Genomic DNA, 17,781 nt, shown 5'->3' on the forward strand with positions numbered 1-17,781 from the left:
TCCGAGAACATTGTTACAATTGAAGGAGATAAGTGGTTCTACGTGGTCTTCTGGCGCAAATTCCGCGCGAAAGTTGCAACAGGCGGGGTGAATTAAGCCGGACACATCTTGGAGATGTCCTAAAATTCGTTAAGCTTTCTGGCTCACGGGCGTCCCCAAAAATGGGTGTGTCCGTATAGGTTGTGTTCTGCCCGGAGGGGGTGGGAACACGGCCAGGGGTTGGGGAGCCTGCAAGTGACGAGTGGAATCGATTGCGCGGAAACGCACGGGACGGCGACGACCTCCGGAGCGTTCGCGGCCTTGGGTCGGATGATCGAGCGGGTCCTGGGCCTGCCGCGATGGCTGGGCATGTCCGCCCTGTTCCTGTTCGTCCTGCTGGCGTCTTCCCTGGGCGGAACGGCTCCGGCCCAGGCCCAGTGCGTGGTCTCCACCCACACCTATACGACGACCGGCCCGACCTCCGGATATACGTTCAGCGCGCAGGCCTGCGACACCTATATCGCGGCGTTCTCGAGCTGGGGCGGCCTGTTCGAGACCAACAACGTCGACGCTTACGACTTCTATGGGGTCGGGGTCGACAATTTCGGCGGCGCCGCCTTCGAGCCGCTGGAAACGGCCAATGCGAGCTACACGATCAGCGGCAACCTGAGCAACGACGCCCATACGCTGAGGCTGATCGCGATCAAGCCCGGCGCCGTCGCGAACGACGTCATCCAGCTCTATACCTGCCCCGCCCTGGTGGGCACGGACTGTATCTCGACGCGGTCGACGCAGATCCAGATCACCCTGCCGATCCCGACGATCAACACCGCGACCCTGCCGGGCGGGACCGTCGGCGTCGCCTATAACCAGACCGTCGCGGCCACGGGCGGCGTGACGCCGTACACATTCTCGGTGTCGAGCGGCGCCCTGCCGACCAGCCTGAACCTGAACACCTCCACCGGCGCCATCACCGGCACGCCCAGCGCCGTGGGGACGTTCAATTTCAGCATCACCGTCACCGGCACAGGGGGCGGGACCGCTGTTCAGCCCTACACCGTCGCCATCGTGTCGCCGATCGCCCTGGCTCCGACGACCATGCCGGCCAGCCAGGTCGGCGCGGCCTTCAGCCAGACGATCACCGCCACCGGCGGAGCTTCGCCCTATAGCTACGCCGTCACCGCCGGCGCCCTGCCGGCCGGCCTGTCCCTGGCCGCCAACGGCGCGCTGACCGGAACGCCGACCTCGGGGGCGGCGGCCAACTTCACCGTCACCGCCACCGATGCGACGACGCAGACGGGCCTGCGCGCCTATTCCATGACGCCGGCCGCCGCGACGATCGTGGTCAACCCAGCCGCGCCCGCCACGCCCAAGGTGGGGGTCGCCTACACCACCACCTTCACCGCCAGCGGCGGCACCGCGCCCTACACCTACGCCCGCACGGCGGGGACCCTGCCGACCGGCCTGACCCTGGCGACCAACGGGACGCTCAGCGGCACGCCCACCGCCGGAGGTCCGTTCAACTTCACGATCACCGCCACCGACAGCAGCGGCGGCACGCAGTATTCCGGGGGGCAGGCCTTCACGGTCACGGTGGACGCCCCGACCATCGTCGCGGCCCCGACCAGCCTGACCAACGCCCAGGCGGGCGTGGCGTACAACGCCGTGATCACCGCCAGCGGGGGCACGGCGCCTTACGCCTTCACCGCGCCGGGCGGCGGCCTGCCGCCCGGACTCTCCCTGGCCTCGAACGGGACCCTTTCGGGGACTCCGACCTCGGCGGGGACCTTCAACTTCTCGGTCACGGCCACCGACAACAGCGGCGGCACGGGACCCTTCAACGTCGTGACGCCCTACGTCCTGGTCGTCGATGCGCCGACCATCGTCGTGGCTCCGCCCACCCTGCCGGGCATGACGGTCGCGGCGGCGTTCAGTCAGACGCTGTCGAGCACGGGCGGCACCGGTCCGTACGCCTACGCCGTGACCGCCGGCGCCCTGCCCGCCGGAGTCACCCTGGCCGGCGCGCTGTTGAGCGGCACGCCCACCCAGGGCGGCGCCTACAGCTTCACCATCACCGCCACCGACAGCACCGGCGGGGGGACGTTCACGGGCGCGAGGACCTACAGCGGGACCGTCAACGCCCCGACCATCTCCGTGGCCCCGGCCAGCCTGTCCATGACGGTCGGCCAGACCGTGGCGCAAACCATCACCGCCAGCGGCGGCACGGCGTCCTACACCTACGCCGTCACGGCCGGCGCCCTGCCGGCCGGCGTCTCCCTGGCCGCCAACGGCGCCCTGAGCGGCGCCCCGACCTCCAGCGTGGCGGCCAACTTCACTGTCACCGCCACCGACAGTTCGACGGGCGACGGCCCCTACACCGGCGCGCGCGCCTACAGCGTCACGCCCGTGGCGCCGACCATCACGGTGAATCCGACCACCCTGACCCCGGCGGCTGTCGGGTCCGCCTACGCCGCCACGATCACCGCCGTCGGCGGCGTGGCGCCTCACGCCTTCACGATCACCGCCGGCGGCTTGCCGCCCGGACTCTCCCTGGCCTCCGACGGGGCGCTGACGGGGACGCCCACGGCCGGCGGCGTGTTCAACTTCACCGTCACCGCGACCGACAGCGGCACGGGGCCGGGCTCGCCCTTCACCGGCGCGCGCGCCTACAGCCTGACGGTCAATGCGCCGACCCTGGTCCTGGCGCCGCCGACCCTGCCGGGAAGCACGGGCGGCGTGGCCTACAATCAGACGCTGACCACCAGCGGCGGCACCGCGCCCTACAGCTATGCCCTGACCGCCGGCGCCCTGCCGGCCGGGATCAGCGTCAGCAGCGCCGGCGTCGTGTCGGGCACGGCGACCGCGGCGGGGACGTTCAACTTCACCATCACCACCACCGATTCCTCGGGCGGAACGGGTCCCTATTCGACCGACCGGGCCTATGCGCTGACGATCACAGCGCCGACCATCACCCTCACGCCGACGACCCTGACCGCCGGCACGGTCACCGTGGCCTATCCGGCCGCGACCATCACCGCCTCGGGCGGCGTGGGCCCCTACACCTACGCCGTCACCGCCGGCGCCTTGCCGCCCGGAATGAGCCTGTCCGGCGCCGGGGTCCTGTCGGGCACGGTCCCGCAGGCCTCGACCGGAACCTACAACTTCACGGCCACGGCGACCGACGCCAACGGCTTCACCGGGGCGCGCGCCTATTCGCTGAACATGGCGGCGGTGACCCTGACCCTGTCGGGACCTCCGGCCGGTGTCGCCGGAACGGCGTACAGCCACGCCTATGCAGCCGGCGGCGGGACGGGACCCTACACCTATGCGGTGACGGCGGGCGCCCTGCCGGCCGGGATCGGCCTCAGCGCCGCCGGGGTGCTTTCGGGCACGCCGACCGTGGCGGGAACCTTCAACCACACCGTCACCGTCACCGACGCCAATGGCGCGACCGGAGCCATTGCGCTCAGCCTGGTGGTCGCGGCGCCGACCATCGGCCTCACGCCGACGACGCTGGCGGACGGTACGGTCACCGTGGCCTACCCGGCGACGACCCTGACCGCCTCGGGCGGCGTGGGCCCCTACACCTACGCCGTCACCGCCGGCGCCCTGCCGCCCGGAATGAGCCTGTCCGGCGCCGGGGTCCTGTCGGGCACGGTTCCGCAGGCCTCGACCGGAACCTACAACTTCACGGCCACGGCGACCGACGCCAACGGCTTCACCGGCGCCCGCGCCTATTCGCTGAACATGGCGGCGGTGACCCTGACCCTGTCGGGACCTCCGGCCGGTGTCGCCGGAACGGCGTACAGCCACGCCTATGCGGCCGGCGGCGGGACGGGACCCTACACCTATGCGGTGACGGCGGGCGCCCTGCCGGCCGGGATCGGCCTCAGCGCCGCCGGGGTGCTTTCGGGCACGCCGACCGTGGCGGGAACCTTCAACCACACCGTCACCGTCACCGACGCCAATGGCGCGACCGGAGCCATTGCGCTCAGCCTGGTGGTCGCGGCGCCGACCATCGGCCTCACGCCGACGACCCTGACCGCCGGCACGGTCACCGTGGCCTACCCGGCGACGACCCTGACCGCCTCGGGCGGCGCGGCGCCCTACACCTACGCCGTCACCGCCGGGGCCCTGCCGCCCGGACTCACCCTGTCCAGCGCCGGGATTCTGTCGGGCACGGTCCCGCAGGTCTCGGCCGGAACCTACAACTTCACGGTCACGGCGACCGACGCCAACGGCTTCACCGGGGCGCGCGCCTATTCGCTGACCATCGCGGCGGTGACCCTGACCCTGTCGCCGACGCCTCCCGCCGGAACCGCGGGGACGGCCTACAGCCACGCCTACGCGGCGGGCGGCGGAACCGGACCCTACAGCTACGCCCTGACCGCCGGCGCCCTGCCGGTCGGGATCAGCTTCAGCGCCGCCGGCGTCTACAGCGGCACGCCGACGGTCGCCGGAACGTTCAACCAGACGATCACGGTCACCGACGCCAACGGCGCGACCAGGGCCTTCCCGGTCAGCCTGGTCATCGCGGCCCCGACCATCGCCTTCACGCCCGCCGTGCTGGCGGACGGTCCGGCCACCGTGCCCTATCCGACGACCACCTTCGCGGCGTCCGGCGGCGTGGCGCCCTACAGCTACGCCCTGACCGCCGGCGCCCTGCCGGCCGGGATCAGCCTGTCCAGCGCCGGCGTCCTGTCCGGCACGGCGCCGCAGGCGGCGATCGGGGCCTACGCCTTCGACGTCACGGCGACGGACGCCAACGGCTTCACCAAGACCAACAGCTATGCGCTGAACATCACGGCCCTGACCCTGACCCTGCCGCCGCCGCCTTCCGGCACGGCGAGCGCGTCGTACAGCCACGCCCTGGCGCCGTCCGGCGGGACCGGCCCCTACAGCTTCGCCTTGACCGCCGGCGCCCTGCCGGCCGGGATCAGCTTCAGCGCCGCGGGCGCCCTCAGCGGCGCGCCGACCGTGGCGGGGACGTTCAACTTCACCGTCCTGGTCACCGACGCCAACGGCGCGACCGGGTCGTTCCCGATCAGCCTGGTGATCGCCGCCCCGACCATCAGCCTCGCGCCGACCACGCTGGCGAACGGCACGGCCACCGTGCCCTATGCGTCGACGACCATCACCGCCTCCGGCGGTCTGGCTCCCTACAGCTACGCCCTGACGGCCGGTGCCCTGCCGGTCGGGATGAGCTTCAACAGCGCCGGGGTCCTGTCGGGAACGCCGGTCCAGGCCTCGGCCGGGACCTACAACTTCAGCATCACGGGGACGGACGCCAACGGCTTCACCGGAACCCGCGCCTATACGCTGAACATCGCGGCGGTGACCCTGACCCTGTCGGGTCCCCCGGCGGGAACGGCGGGAACGGCCTACAGCCACGCCTACGCGGCGGGCGGCGGAACCGGACCCTACAGCTACGCCCTGACCGCCGGCGCCCTGCCGGTCGGGATCAGCCTGTCCAGCGCCGGCGTCTACAGCGGCACGCCGACGGTCGCCGGGACGTTCAACCAGACGATCACGGTCACCGACGCCAACGGCGCGACGGGGGCGTTCCCGATCAGCCTGGTGATCGCGGCCCCGACCATCGCCTTCACGCCCGCCACGCTCGCGGACGGCACGGCGACCGTGCCCTACCCCGCGACCACCTTCGCCGGATCCGGCGGCGTGGCGCCCTACAGCTACGCCCTGACCGCCGGCGCTCTGCCGGCCGGGATCAGCCTGTCCAGCGCCGGCGTCCTGTCCGGCACGCCGGTCCAGGCCTCGGCTGGAGCCTACGCCTTCGACGTCACGGCGACGGACGCCAACGGCTTCACCAAGACCAACAGCTATGCGCTGACCATCGCGGCGGTGACCCTGACGGTGTCGCCGGCGCCGGGCGGAACGGCCGGAACGGCCTACAGCCATGCCTTCGCGGCGAGCGGCGGAACCGCGCCCTACGCCTATGCCGTGACGGCCGGCGCCCTTCCGGCCGGCCTGAGCCTGGGTTCGGGCGGGCAACTGAGCGGCGCGCCGACGGCGGCGGGGGCCTTCGCCTTCACCGTCACCGTCACCGACGCCAACGGGGCCGTTGCGCCGTTCGCCCAGAATGTGACGATCGCCGCGCCCGTCCTGACCTTGACGCCCGCCGCCCTGCCGGCCCTGCCTTACGGCCAGGCCTTCAGCCAGACGTTCACGGCCGGCGGCGGCGTGGCGCCCTACAGCTTCACCCAGACGGGGGCGCTGCCGACGGGTCTGACCTTCAACGCCGCTTCGGGAACCCTGTCGGGTTCGCCGACCCAGTCGGGCAGCTTCCCGATCACGGTCACGGCCACTGATTCCGCCACGGGCGCCGGCGCGCCGTTCACCGTGACCCGCAATCTGACCGTGGTCGTGGACATCGCGCCTCCGCCGACGGGCGGCGGGACCACCGGCTCGGTGACCGCCAACACCGCCGGCGGGACCACCATCGACGTCTCGGCCCAGTTGAGCGGGGTCTATACGGGCATCGCCATCGCCTCGCCCCCGAGCCACGGGACCGCGACGGTCAGCGGTCTGACGATCAACTATGTGCCGGCCCTCAACTTCTTCGGGACCGACACCTTCACCTACGTCGTCAACGGCCCCGGCGGGACCAGCGCGCCCGCCACGATCACCGTGACGGTCGCGCCGCTGGCCGTGCCGACGGCCCAGCCCAAGACCGCGGTGATCCTGTCCGGCCAGCCGGCCACGATCGCGGCGACCGTCGGCGCGACCGGCGGACCGATCACCGGCGTCGCCGTGGCCACGCCGCCCGCTTCGGGGACCGCCACGGTCAGCGGCGTGAACATCGTCTACACCCCGGCCGCGGGCTTCTCCGGTTCGGACAGCTTCACCTATACGCTCAGCAACCCCTTCGGGACCTCGATCCCGGCGACGGTGACGATCACGGTCAACCCCGTGCCGGTCACCGCCCCGCCGATCACGATCGAGATCCTGGCCGGCCAGACGGCGACGGCGAACCTGACCGCCGCCGCCTCGGGCGGACCGTTCACCGCCGCGACAGTGGTCAGCCTGACGCCGAGCGGCTCGGGGACGGCGGCGATCTCCTCGCCCTCGGCCGGCGCCTATAGCCTGACCTTCACCCCGAACAACGCCTTCGTCGGCACGGCCCAGGTCACCTACACCCTGACCAATGCCTTCGCGACGTCGAGCGCGGGGACCGTCACGGTGATCGTCACGGCCCGTCCCGACCCGTCGCTCGACCGCGAGGTGACGGGACTGATCGCCGCCCAGGACGCGGCGGCCCGCCGCTTCGCCAACGCCCAGATCGGCAACTTCAACCGTCGGATGGAGTCGCTGCACAACGGCGGCGGGGCCGGCGGGTTCTCGAACCAGCTCGGCCTGACGGGCGGTCGGACCGAACGGATCGACGGCCTGGAAGCTCTGGACCGGTATCGCCGCTACCTCGCGGATGACGACGGCCATCCGAATGACGCCCAGTACGGCATGATGGAATCGCTCGACGGCGGCGTCGGCGGCCCCCTGGGCTACGGCCCGGGCGCAGGCGGCGGATCCGGTTCTGGCGGCGGCGGCGAGCCCCGGCGTTGGGGCGTCTGGGCGGCGGGCTCGGCCGACTTCGGCATGCGCGACGCGGTCGGCGGGCAGAGCGGCTTCCGCTTCAGCACCGACGGCCTGACCGCCGGCGCCGACTACCGGATCAACGAGCAGTTGGCGGTCGGTCTGGGCTTCGGCTACGGTCGAGACTCCAGCCGGATCGGCGACATCGGCACCCACAGCCGGGCCGAAAGCTACAGCGGCGCCCTCTACGCCAGCTTCCTGCCGGTCCCGGGCGCCTTCATCGACGGCGTGGTGGGTCTGGGGACGCTCAACTTCGAGTCCCGCCGCACCATCACCACCACCAGCGACATCGCCCGCGGCGATCGGGACGGCGATCAGATGTTCGCCTCGATCACCGCCGGGATCGAGCGTCGCGGCGAACAGTGGCTGCTCTCGCCCTACGGCCGTGTGGGGGTCACACGGTCCAAGCTCGACCGCTTCACCGAGACGGGCGGCGGCGCCTATGGCCTGACCTTCGACGAGCACACCGTGCGCACCCTGACGGGCGCCGTGGGCCTGCGGGGGAACTACGTCTACCTTGTCGGCCGCAACACGATCAGCCCCCACTTCCGGGTCGAGTACACCCATGACTTCGAGGGGGCCGACGACGCGATCCTGAGCTACGCCGACTGGATCGGCGGACCCAGCTATCGCGTGGCCGTCAGCCCGATCGACCGTGATCTGGCCCGGCTGGAACTGGGGGTCGATTTCCGGCTGGAGAACGGGTGGTCGTTGGGCGTCGACTTCGACGGCAGCCTGGGCTCCAACAGCGACAGCCACGGGATTCGGCTCTCGCTGCAGTCGCCCTTCTGACGCGGGAGCGCCGGGTCGGGGGCCGTCGCCGCCCGATCCGGCGTTTCCCGACGCCCGCAGGCCGGAGCCGCGCCTTCGGCCTCGGTCCGCCTTGAAAGCTCCATGAAAGGCGCGTCCCCTACCGCTGCAATCCGGCGGGGCGCCGGCGCATCGGGGACGGACATGGCAGGACCAGCATCGCCGCGCCGGAGCGGGCGCTCCCTGATGGGGATGATCTTTCCGATCCTCGTGACCGTCACCCTGTTCGTCTACTTCGCGCAGGAGGTGCTCGGCCTCGATCCCGACCCCGACGACATGACGCCGATCGAGCGGATCACGACGGGCTACATCCTCGCCGAGGCGCGGGAGGTCCTGCCCATGCTGGGCTTCTACCTGGCCCTGATCAGCGTCGTCGTCTTCTCCGTGCTGCATTTCGGCCTGAGACCCCTGCGCCGGATGTCCGAGCAGGCCGCTCAGATTGGTCCCGCCACGCTCGAGGATCGCTTGAATCTCAAGGCCACCCCCGCCGAGATCGCGCCGCTGGTCGAGGCGTTCAACGGGGCCCTGGACCGGCTGGAGAGCGGCTGGCGGGCCCAACGCGATTTCTCGGCCAACGCCGCCCACGAACTGCGCACGCCGCTGGCCGCCCTGCGCGCCCAGGTCGAGAACCGGCTCGAGCCGGAGGATCGCGAGGATGCGGTCCGCGAGTTCGACCGCCTGTCACGTCTGATCACCCAACTGCTCATGTTGGCCGAGACCGAGCATGGCCAGGCGCGCGCGACCGAGACTTTCGACCTGGTCGCCGTCGCGCGCCGCACGGCCAGCGACCTGGCCCCCGCCATCGTCTCAGGCGGCCGTCAGCTGGAGTTCGGTTCGGTGGTCGAGACCTGGCCGGCGCGGGGCCATCCGTTGATGGTCGATGTCGCGCTCCGGAACCTGCTAGAGAACGCGATCCGGCACACGCCCGACGGGGCCTGCATCAGCGTCACCGTCGGCGGCGCGGGAACGGTGACCGTCGCCGACGACGGCCCCGGCGTGCCCGCTCCCTTCGTCGACCGGTTGTTCGATCGGTTCAGCAAGGCGGATTCGACCAGTGGCGGCGCGGGCCTGGGCCTGTCCATCGTGGCGCGGGTGATGGCGCTGCATGAGGGGCAGGCGCGGCTGATTCCCACGGCGCGCGGCGCCTGTTTCGAACTGGATTTCTCCAACGCGGGCGATCGCCCGGAAGTCGAAGCCCACCCCGCCGAGGCGCGCGCCGACCTGGGATCACGCTGGCGATCTATCTCCGCGAAAGCTTGGCGCAAGACTGGCCCGGCAAAGGTCGCGGCATGAAGGTTCTGCTTGTCGAGGACAACCGGCTGCTGGGGGAATCGACCGCCCGGTCGCTGACCCGCGCCGGTTTTTCGGTGGACCTGGCCGACCGGTTCGAGGACGGCTGGCACGCCTGGCGGACCGCGGACTACGACGTGGTCGTCCTGGACATCATGCTGGGCGAGGACAGCGGTCTGGACCTGCTGGCCCGGGCGCGCGCCGCCGGACGGGTTTGTCCGGTGCTGCTGCTGACCGCGCTCGGCGACATCGATCGACGGGTCGAAGGGCTGAACGCCGGCGCGGATGACTATCTGGTCAAACCCTTCGCCCTGGAGGAGTTGATCGCCCGATTGCGAGCCCTCGCTCGCCGCCCGGCCTCGATGCTCGATCCGGTGCTGCGCTACGGCAACGTCCGCTTCGACACCGGCGCCCGTGAGGTCGCGGTCGAGGACAACAGCGTCCAGCTCTCCCGAGGCGAGGGCATCGTGCTGGAGCGGTTCCTGCGTACGCCGGACCGGATCATCACCCGCGAGCAACTGGGCGAGAGCCTGTACTCCTACGATCAGGACTACACCGAGAATTCCATCCAGGTTCACGTCCATCGGGTCCGGCGCAAGCTGGCCGACCTGAACGCCGGCATGTCGATCCGGGCCATCCGCGGCCTCGGCTACATGGCGATCGAGACTCCGCCGACGCCGCCTCCGACCCCCGACTCCTGACGCTTCCTCCCCGGACGCCTCCTCCCCCACATTGAAGGACGACCCCCATGGTTCGATACCTGAACGCCCTGACCGCGACGGGCCTGCTGGCCGTGGCCGCCTGCCAGACGGCGCCCGAACCCCACGCCGGCTTCCTGACCAGCTATGAAGGGCTGGAGCGCAAGTCGGGCACCATTCGCGCCTCGATCCATCAGCGCCGCGACGACGCCGAGGCCGCGACCCTCGAGCGGGTCTTCATCGAGCCCAGCCTGCTGGTCGGCGACGCGGCGCCCCACCTGAAGGAAGGCGAGCGGCAAGCCGTGCTGCGCGAGGTCGACCGGCAGATCTGCTACGAGGTCAGCGAGCGCTTCACCGTCCTGTCCGAGGCGGCCCCCGACGCCGCCCGCATCCGGGCCGGCGTGACCCGGATCGATCCGACCGGAACGGCGGGCTCGGCGGCCTCGGCGGCGGTCAACTACTTCATCCCCGGTCCGCTCGGGGTGCGGGTGCCCGGCTCGACCGGGGGCCTGGCGGTCGAGACCGAGCTTCTGGCGCCCGGATCGGGCCGGCAGGTGGCGGCCCTGCTCTGGGCCCGCAATGCGACGGCCGTGGGCATGGACGATCGGTCCCTGTCGCGGGTCGGCGACGCGCTGCAGTTCGCGGAACCCTTCGGCGATGCGGTGGGCGACGCCTTCTCGCCCCCGGATCGCAAGCCGCGCGACATCGCCAAGCCGGATCCGTGCGAGGGCTTCGGCCCCCGTTTCAACGCCGGCGGCATGGTGGCCGGCGGCCTGGTCGGCATGGCGACGGGCCTCTATGTGCCGGAACTGGATCGCGCCCGCCCCGCCGCCGCCGCGCCGGCTGAGCCTGCCCCCGCCCCCGCCCCCCGCTGACTGCCCTCTGGCCGTCGCTCGACGGCTGTGAGAGGCTCGCTGTTCATCCAGCGCGAGCAGGGGACCTAGATGCATTGGATCGTCAGCCTACTGGCGGCGCAGACGCTCAGCGTGCCGGCCTATTCGCCGCCCGCGGCTCTGCCGCCGCCCGTGCCCGAACGCCTGAGCCTGGTGGTCGCCACCACGGTGTCGGAAACCGATCCGCAACCGCTCTGTGACCGGCCCAACTGCACCTCGCTGTTCCTCGGGCGCTATACCGGCGCCCGGACGCTGGCGGGGCCCGCCGTCGAGGCCGATTTCGCGGCGCGGGTCGAGATGGGATCGCCATGGATCCGGCCTTACCGGCTGGCGCTCATCGTCGAGCAACGCCCGGGCGCCGAACCGCTGGTGCGGGCCATGACCGGCTTCAGCGGACGTACTGGACAGGCCTGCTTCGGCGCGGACGAACTGACCCCGCTGGGCTGGACGCCGCAAGGCGCGGGCATAGCGGTGACAGACGGCGCGGTCTGCGTCACAGCGCCCGAGTAGGGCGGCGTGGGCTCTGCCCACGGCCGCCCCGGGAGACCATGGCGGAGAGGCCTAGCTGCGGATGAACTCCAGCAGGTCGGCGTTCAGGCGGTCCTGCTCGGTGGTGGCCAGACCGTGCGGGCTACCCTCATAGACCTTCAGGATCGAACCCTTGACGATCTCGTGCGACTTGCGGCCCGCCGCGTCGATCGGGACGATCTGGTCGTCGCTGCCGTGGATGATCAGGGTCGGCTTGTCGAACTTTTCCAGGTCCGGGGTGTAGTCGACCTCCGAGAACTCGTGGATGCAGTCCAGCTGGCCCTTGATTCCGCCCATCATGCCCTGCAGCCAGAAGCTCTCGCGCACCCCTTCGGAGATCTTCGCCCCCGGCCGGTTGTAGCCGTAGAAGGGCATCGTCAGATCCTTGAAGAACTGGCTGCGGTCATCGTAGGTCCCCTTGCGGATGCCGTCGAAGACCTCGATCGGCAGGCCGCCCGGATTGGCCTCGGTCTTGAGCATGAGCGGCGGCACCGCGCCGATCAGGACGATCTTGGCGACCCGGCTGGTCCCGTGACGGCCGACGTAGTGGGTGATCTCGCCGCCGCCGGTCGAGTGGCCGACCAGGACGATGTCCTTCAGGTCCAGCTTTTCGATCAAGGCCGACAGGTCGTCGGCGTACTGGTCCATGTGGTTGCCGTCCCAGGTCTGGTCCGAGCGGCCGTGGCTGCGGCGGTCATGGGCGATGACGCGATAGCCGTTCGAGCCGAGGAACTGCATCTGGGCGTCCCAGGCGTCGCCGCTCAGCGGCCAGCCGTGGCTGAACAGGACGGGCTGACCCTTGCCCCAGTCCTTGTAGAAGATCTGGGCGCCGTCGTTCGCGGTGATGAAGGCCATCGAAGTCTCTCCTGAGGGTTCGGGCGGAAGCCGCCGTCGGTGTTTGACGAACGGATCATCGCCCTGGAGGGTGTGGGTGAAAACGGAAACGATCGAAACTCAATCTTTCCGGAAAGTGGTCTCGGCTTAGCGCTGGATCTGGTGCTCGACGGCCCAGCCGAGCGCGTCGTCGGCGACCGCCTCCCAGCCCGCATCCATGCAGTTCCAGTGCGACCGGCCCGCGTATTCCTTGTAGTCGGTGCGGGTCGGGGCCTGCTTCTGCTTCTTGTAGATGTTGCGGACCATGCTCGCGTCGGCGATCAGGTCGATCTCTCCGGCGATCAGAAGCAGCGGCGCCCGTTTCGGGTTCTTCCAGTGGATCTTGCCCGAGGCGCCGGTGACGCCGTCCCAGTAGACCTTGCCCGGCGTGGGCACGATGTAGGCGTCGTACAGCGCCGTGACCTGATCGCGTGGCGCGGTCTGGGCGAAGCGCTCGGCGAAGAATTTCCGCGACATGGTCTTGCTCTTCTTCCAGCTGAACAGGTCCATGAAGACCGGCAGGGCCGAGACGATGGCGTGGCCGCCCAGCGGCACGCCCGGCGTCGGCGCCGGATTGATCGCCACCCCCGCCACGCCCAGGCCGCGGTCCAGCAGGTGCTGAACGCAGACCCCGCCCATGGAATGCCCGATCAGGATCGGCGTCTCGGGCAGGGCGCGGATGAGCCGCTCATAGTGATCGAACAGATCGACCTGACCGATCTTGGCCAGGGCCTTGTTCGGATAGTCGCGCAGCTCGGCCGGGGTGCGGTCGTCATAGGGCCAGTCGGGGGCCACGACGGTATAACCCTTGGCCTCATAGCGCGCCTTGAAGCCGGCCCAGCTGGCCGAGTTCAGCCAGGCGCCGTGGATCAGCATGATGGTCTTGGACATGGTCAACCTCAGGATCGGGCGCGACGCCGCCGCCGCGCGGTCAGACGGGTCTCACGCCGCCTGGAAAGCGACGTCACGCGGACGCTCGGAGGACGGGTTCGCCGGGATGGGAAGCGGCGAACGCGCTGATCAACTGACAGCTTGGCCATTGAGCCACAAATGGGCCCGGCGGGGAAGATGACACCGGGATCAACTCCGGTGTCGCGGAGTCCTCAGCGCTTGCCGACCGTGTCGCCCGGCCACAGCGGTCCCGAGAATCTCGCCGCCAGATAGGTCATCAGCGCCGTCACCCGCGCGGGTCGCGGACCGCCGCCCGGCGCGACCAGATGCAGGGCGATCGGCGGCAGGCTCCAGTCGGTCATCACCGTCTCCAGCTTCCCCGCAGCCACGTCGCGCCAGTAGATGAAGTCGGGCTGGGGCGCGACGCCGAGGCCCGCGCACAAGGCATAGGTCAGGGCGTCGGCGTTGTTGGCGCGGAAGGGACCGTGCGGCCGCACCGTCGCCTCCTCGCCCGCCCGGTTCACGAACCGCCACAGTTCGGCGTTAGGCAGATAGGCGTAGCCGAGGCAGGCGTGGCGCACGAGGTCGGACGGATGCTCGGGCCGTCCCCGTTGGGCCAGATAGTCGGGCGAGGCCACGAGGTAGCGCTGGATCGGACGCAGCCGCCGCGCCGTCATCGATGAGTCCGCCAACGCCGCGATCCTCAGCGCGCAGTCGAAGCCGCCGCCGACCAGGTCGATGACCTCGTCCGACAGGTGCAGGTCCACCGACACGTCCGGATGGGTGGCCAGGAATTCGGGCAGGGCGGGAGCCACATAGGCCATGCCGAACGACATCGGCGCCGCCAGCCGCACCAGGCCGCGCGGCTTCACCGCCTGATCCAGCATCTCGCCTTCCGCCGCCTCGGCCTCGCTCAGCATCTGGCCGGCGCGCGCCGCCAGCGTCCGCCCCGCGTCGGTCAGGGAAAAGCGGCGCGAAGTCCGGTGCAGCAGGGTCGTGCCCAGACGTAGCTCCAGGCGGCTGACCGCCTTGGACACCGTCGCCTTGGACAGGGCCAGGGCCTCCGCTGCGCGCGAGAAGGACTGGGTCTCGGCCACCTTCGAAAAGATGGCCAGGGCCTCCAGGTCCGGCAGTTTCGACATGCGCGCTCCGCGAAACGATGAGTTTCAGGTGTTTCTATTTTGGATCCGAAGCCGATCGCTATCTTGTCGTCAAGCAACAGCGGCCCCGACGGCGGGGCGCGGAGACAAGACCATGATCGAGCTGAGACCGTTCGACAGCCTGGGCGGCGCGAACCACGGCTGGCTCAACGCCAAACACCATTTCTCGTTCGCCAACTACTATGATCCCAAGCGGATGAGCTGGGGCAATCTGCGCGTCTGGAACGACGACGAGATCGCCGCCGGCACGGGCTTTCCGCCCCACCCGCACGCGGACATGGAGATCATCACCTATGTCCGTGAAGGGGCCATCACCCACGAGGACAGCCTGGGCAACAAGGGCCGCACCGAGGCCGGCGACGTCCAGGTGATGAGCGCGGGCACCGGCATCCGTCACGCCGAATACAACGCCGAGCCGGACCTGACCCGGATCTTCCAGATCTGGATCGAGCCGACCCGCCGCGGCGAGAAGCCCGCCTGGGGTTCGCGACCCTTCCCCAAGGGCGACCGCGCCGGTCAGTTCGTGGTCCTGGCCTCGGGCTTCGACGGCGACGGCGACGCCCTGCCGATCCGCACCGACGCCCGCATCGTGGCGGCGACCCTGAAGGCCGGCGAGACCGCTGAGTATCCGCTCGGCGGCGCCCGTCGCGGCTATCTGGTTCCGGCCCACGGCGAGATCGAGGTCAACGGCGTGCGGGCCAACGCCCGTGACGGCGTCGCCATCGCCGAGGTCGAAACGATTACGGTGAAGGCCCTGTCCGACACCGAACTGGTCCTGGTCGACGCGGCGTAAGCCTCCGGCCGGAGCGGGCCCGCGGTTCCCTGTCTGCCCCCCCGACGCCGCGGGTCCGCAGCTTTCAAAGGCGAAAAGGGGACGACCTCGCGGTCGTCCCCTTTTTCATTCAATGCGGCTGGCGGTCGCTGATGAACCGCGTCACCGAATCCCGGAACGTCTGGACATCCTTGTTCAGCTGGACGAGCCGGTCGACGCCGACCCCGGCGGCGGCGAACAGCGTCTCGCCGAGGCAGGCGCTCCGCGCCTGCATGTCGCGCCCCTGTTCGGTCAGGTGGACGGCGACCTGACGTTCGTCATCGGCGCTGCGTGACCGCGTGACCAGTCCCGCCGTCTCCATCCGCTTCACCAGGGGCGTGACGTTGCTGGAATCGAGCCCAAGCCGTTCGGCGACGGCGCCGACCCCGAGCCCGTCGACCTCCCACAACGCGCTCAGCACCAGATACTGCGGGTAGGTGATGGCCAGCCCGTCCAGTAGCGGCTTGTAGGCCCGGTTGATGGCCATGCTCGCCCCATAGAGTGAAAAGCACAGCTGTTCGTCGAGCGTGACGGTGCGGGCCAAGGTGTTCTCCGGGAAGCGATTACCGGCTTATCGCCGAAAATAGATGTCGTGACAATTATTCACTCGACAGCCGCCCTGAGGCTCACTACCAGATAGATGTCGTGACAACGAATGTCGCGACATCATTGAAATCAACGGAGCCGTCATGGCCAAGATCGTCCCCGGGCAGGAGCCCGCCGCTTCGCTTCGAAACCACTATGCGCTCCGGGCGGGTGTGGGGACGCTATGGGTCGCGGCCGCCTTCACGGTCGGCGTCAGGGAACCGGCCGTCGCGGGCGCGTTGCTGGTGCTCTACCCGGCGTGGGACGCCCTGGCGAACGTACTCGACGCCCGCGCCAACGGCGGCTTCGGGGCCAATCGGTCCCAGGCCCTGAATATGGTGGTGAGCGGTCTGGTCGCGGTGGCTGTCGCGGTCGCCCTGACGATCGGTCAGGGGCTCGTGCTCGGTCTGTTCGGCGCCTGGGCCACCGGCGCCGGGCTGCTCCAGCTCGCGACCGCCGTCCGTCGATGGCGGGCCTATGGCGCCCAGTGGGCGATGGCCCTCAGCGGCGCGCAGTCCGCGGCGGCCGGCGGTTTCTTCATCTTCATGTCCACCGGTCCGATGACGCGGCCGGCGATCGCCGTCGTGGCCGGCTATGCGGCCTTCGGGGTCTTCTACTTCCTGGTTTCCGCCATCCTGCTGACCGTCAGGAAAGGTCGCGCGGCCCGTTGAAGTAGGGCTGTGCGGTCGTCGGCTTCCCTCTTCGCCGGAAGAGGGAAGCCGCGCGGTCGTCAGCCCCTGGCCGGAATCTCCAGCCCGCGCTGCACCGCCGGACGGGCCAGGCCGCGCTCCAGCCAGGCCGGCACGTTCTTCAGGTCGTCGAAGCCGACCAGGTCGCGGGCCTCGTAGAAGCCGATCAGATTGCGCACCCAGCCGAGGGTGGCGACATCCGCGATCGAATAGTCGCCCATGATCCAGTCGCGGCCCTCAAGCCGCGTTTCGAGCACGCCCAGCAGCCGCTTCGCCTCGCCGACGTAACGCTCCAGCGGACGCTTGTCCTCGAAGGCCTTGCCCGCGAATTTGTTGAAGAAGCCGACCTGCCCGAACATCGGGCCGATGGCCGCCATCTGGAACATGACCCACTGCAGGGTCTCGTAACGGGCGGCGGGATCGGTGGGGATCAGCTGGCCGGTCTTTTCGGACAGGTAGACCAGGATGGCGCCCGACTCGAACAGGGCCAGCGGCTTTCCGCCCGGGCCGTCCGGATCAATGATCGCCGGGATCTTGCCGTTCGGGTTCAGCGACAGGAATTCCGGACCCCAGGTCTCGTTCTTGGTGATGTCGACCAGATGCGCCTCATAGGGCAGGCCGATCTCCTCCAGCATGATGGAGACCTTCACCCCGTTGGGTGTGTTCAGGGAATACAGCTGCAGCCGGTCGGGATGCTGGGCGGGCCAGCGGGTGGTGATGGGGAAGGCGGAAAGGTCGGCCATGTGGGGGATCCTGTGAAGCTCCGGCAGGATGTAGGGCGGTCCGCTTCAATCGCAACCGTGTCGGCGGCGGATTGATGCGTCCGAACCTGACGTGTCGCGAGCCTATCATGCCCCATCGCCACGCTCACCCGCCCGGACGATCCGGACGCTTCGGACAGATCGAACGGTGTTTTCGCTGAGTCCGGAATGTTCGCTCTCTGGACCCGGAGCGCCGACGGGGGCA

12 protein-coding genes are annotated in these 17,781 nt (G+C 70.0%); 7 read left to right on the top strand and 5 right to left on the bottom strand.

Going from position 1 to position 17,781, the window contains the following annotated elements; genetic code table 11:
- Positions 1-309 precede the first annotated feature (309 nt).
- The 5 genes from AC1RRF_RS11930 to AC1RRF_RS11950 all read left to right on the top strand — a co-directional run bounded on the left by AC1RRF_RS11930 (position 310) and on the right by AC1RRF_RS11950 (position 11,788).
- On the top strand, positions 310-8,379 hold the full coding sequence (locus tag AC1RRF_RS11930; protein ID WP_492834812.1) for a putative Ig domain-containing protein: 8,070 nt from the start codon (positions 310-312) through the stop codon (positions 8,377-8,379).
- Positions 8,380-8,583: 204 nt separating this feature from the next.
- Positions 8,584-9,690 carry an ATP-binding protein gene (locus AC1RRF_RS11935; RefSeq protein WP_492834749.1) on the top strand — a complete coding sequence of 369 codons (1,107 nt, stop codon included), beginning with the start codon at positions 8,584-8,586 and terminating at the stop codon, positions 9,688-9,690.
- The gene (locus tag AC1RRF_RS11940; RefSeq protein ID WP_492834751.1) at positions 9,687-10,388 is read left to right on the top strand and encodes a response regulator transcription factor; all 702 of its coding nucleotides are present in this window, start codon (positions 9,687-9,689) and stop codon (positions 10,386-10,388) included. The genes AC1RRF_RS11935 and AC1RRF_RS11940 overlap by 4 nt, the downstream gene beginning before the upstream one ends.
- Before the next feature lie 47 nt (positions 10,389-10,435).
- Positions 10,436-11,260: a DUF3313 family protein gene (locus AC1RRF_RS11945; protein ID WP_492834753.1), complete on the top strand. Its 825-nt coding sequence runs from the start codon at positions 10,436-10,438 to the stop codon at positions 11,258-11,260.
- Positions 11,261-11,329: 69 nt separating this feature from the next.
- Positions 11,330-11,788: a hypothetical protein gene (locus AC1RRF_RS11950; protein WP_492834755.1), complete on the top strand. Its 459-nt coding sequence runs from the start codon at positions 11,330-11,332 to the stop codon at positions 11,786-11,788.
- Between the two features lie 51 nt (positions 11,789-11,839).
- On the opposite strand, the gene AC1RRF_RS11955 is transcribed toward AC1RRF_RS11950, so the two are convergent.
- The 3 genes from AC1RRF_RS11955 to AC1RRF_RS11965 form a co-directional block, all read right to left on the bottom strand.
- Positions 11,840-12,661, bottom strand: a complete 822-nt coding sequence (locus AC1RRF_RS11955; protein ID WP_492834757.1) for an alpha/beta fold hydrolase — start codon at positions 12,659-12,661, stop codon at positions 11,840-11,842.
- Between the two features lie 126 nt (positions 12,662-12,787).
- Positions 12,788-13,570, bottom strand: coding sequence for an alpha/beta hydrolase (locus tag AC1RRF_RS11960; protein ID WP_492834759.1), 783 nt, complete (start codon positions 13,568-13,570; stop codon positions 12,788-12,790).
- A gap of 212 nt (positions 13,571-13,782) precedes the next feature.
- On the bottom strand, positions 13,783-14,712 hold the full coding sequence (locus AC1RRF_RS11965) for a LysR family transcriptional regulator (RefSeq protein WP_492834761.1): 930 nt from the start codon (positions 14,710-14,712) through the stop codon (positions 13,783-13,785).
- 112 nt (positions 14,713-14,824) lie between these two features.
- Between AC1RRF_RS11965 and AC1RRF_RS11970 the strand changes: the two genes are divergently transcribed.
- On the top strand, positions 14,825-15,523 hold the full coding sequence (locus AC1RRF_RS11970; protein WP_492834763.1) for a pirin family protein: 699 nt from the start codon (positions 14,825-14,827) through the stop codon (positions 15,521-15,523).
- A 109-nt stretch (positions 15,524-15,632) separates the two neighbouring features.
- Here AC1RRF_RS11970 and AC1RRF_RS11975 read toward each other — a convergent pair whose 3' ends face one another.
- On the bottom strand, positions 15,633-16,028 hold the full coding sequence (locus AC1RRF_RS11975; RefSeq protein WP_492834814.1) for a MarR family winged helix-turn-helix transcriptional regulator: 396 nt from the start codon (positions 16,026-16,028) through the stop codon (positions 15,633-15,635).
- Positions 16,029-16,230: 202 nt separating this feature from the next.
- On the opposite strand from AC1RRF_RS11975, the gene AC1RRF_RS11980 reads away from it, so the two are divergent.
- Positions 16,231-16,797 (top strand): DUF308 domain-containing protein, encoded by a 567-nt coding sequence (locus tag AC1RRF_RS11980; protein WP_492834765.1) that lies wholly within the window; start codon positions 16,231-16,233, stop codon positions 16,795-16,797.
- Between the two features lie 59 nt (positions 16,798-16,856).
- Here AC1RRF_RS11980 and AC1RRF_RS11985 read toward each other — a convergent pair whose 3' ends face one another.
- Positions 16,857-17,558 (bottom strand): glutathione S-transferase N-terminal domain-containing protein, encoded by a 702-nt coding sequence (locus tag AC1RRF_RS11985; protein WP_492834766.1) that lies wholly within the window; start codon positions 17,556-17,558, stop codon positions 16,857-16,859.
- Between the last annotated feature and the right edge of the window lie 223 nt (positions 17,559-17,781).

The organism is Brevundimonas sp. GW821-FHT12C05, assembly GCF_058807475.1.

What these genes read in the sequence shown, in the direction of transcription:
- AC1RRF_RS11930 (WP_492834812.1), top strand. Translation starts at nt 310, where the DNA reads ATGATCGAGCGGGTCCTGGGCCTGCCGCGATGGCTGGGCATGTCCGCC.
- AC1RRF_RS11935 (WP_492834749.1), top strand. Translation starts at nt 8,584, where the DNA reads ATGGGGATGATCTTTCCGATCCTCGTGACCGTCACCCTGTTCGTCTAC.
- AC1RRF_RS11940 (WP_492834751.1), top strand. Translation starts at nt 9,687, where the DNA reads ATGAAGGTTCTGCTTGTCGAGGACAACCGGCTGCTGGGGGAATCGACC.
- AC1RRF_RS11945 (WP_492834753.1), top strand. Translation starts at nt 10,436, where the DNA reads ATGGTTCGATACCTGAACGCCCTGACCGCGACGGGCCTGCTGGCCGTG.
- AC1RRF_RS11950 (WP_492834755.1), top strand. Translation starts at nt 11,330, where the DNA reads ATGCATTGGATCGTCAGCCTACTGGCGGCGCAGACGCTCAGCGTGCCG.
- AC1RRF_RS11955 (WP_492834757.1), bottom strand. Translation starts at nt 12,661, where the DNA reads ATGGCCTTCATCACCGCGAACGACGGCGCCCAGATCTTCTACAAGGAC.
- AC1RRF_RS11960 (WP_492834759.1), bottom strand. Translation starts at nt 13,570, where the DNA reads ATGTCCAAGACCATCATGCTGATCCACGGCGCCTGGCTGAACTCGGCC.
- AC1RRF_RS11965 (WP_492834761.1), bottom strand. Translation starts at nt 14,712, where the DNA reads ATGTCGAAACTGCCGGACCTGGAGGCCCTGGCCATCTTTTCGAAGGTG.
- AC1RRF_RS11970 (WP_492834763.1), top strand. Translation starts at nt 14,825, where the DNA reads ATGATCGAGCTGAGACCGTTCGACAGCCTGGGCGGCGCGAACCACGGC.
- AC1RRF_RS11975 (WP_492834814.1), bottom strand. Translation starts at nt 16,028, where the DNA reads ATGGCCATCAACCGGGCCTACAAGCCGCTACTGGACGGGCTGGCCATC.
- AC1RRF_RS11980 (WP_492834765.1), top strand. Translation starts at nt 16,231, where the DNA reads ATGGCCAAGATCGTCCCCGGGCAGGAGCCCGCCGCTTCGCTTCGAAAC.
- AC1RRF_RS11985 (WP_492834766.1), bottom strand. Translation starts at nt 17,558, where the DNA reads ATGGCCGACCTTTCCGCCTTCCCCATCACCACCCGCTGGCCCGCCCAG.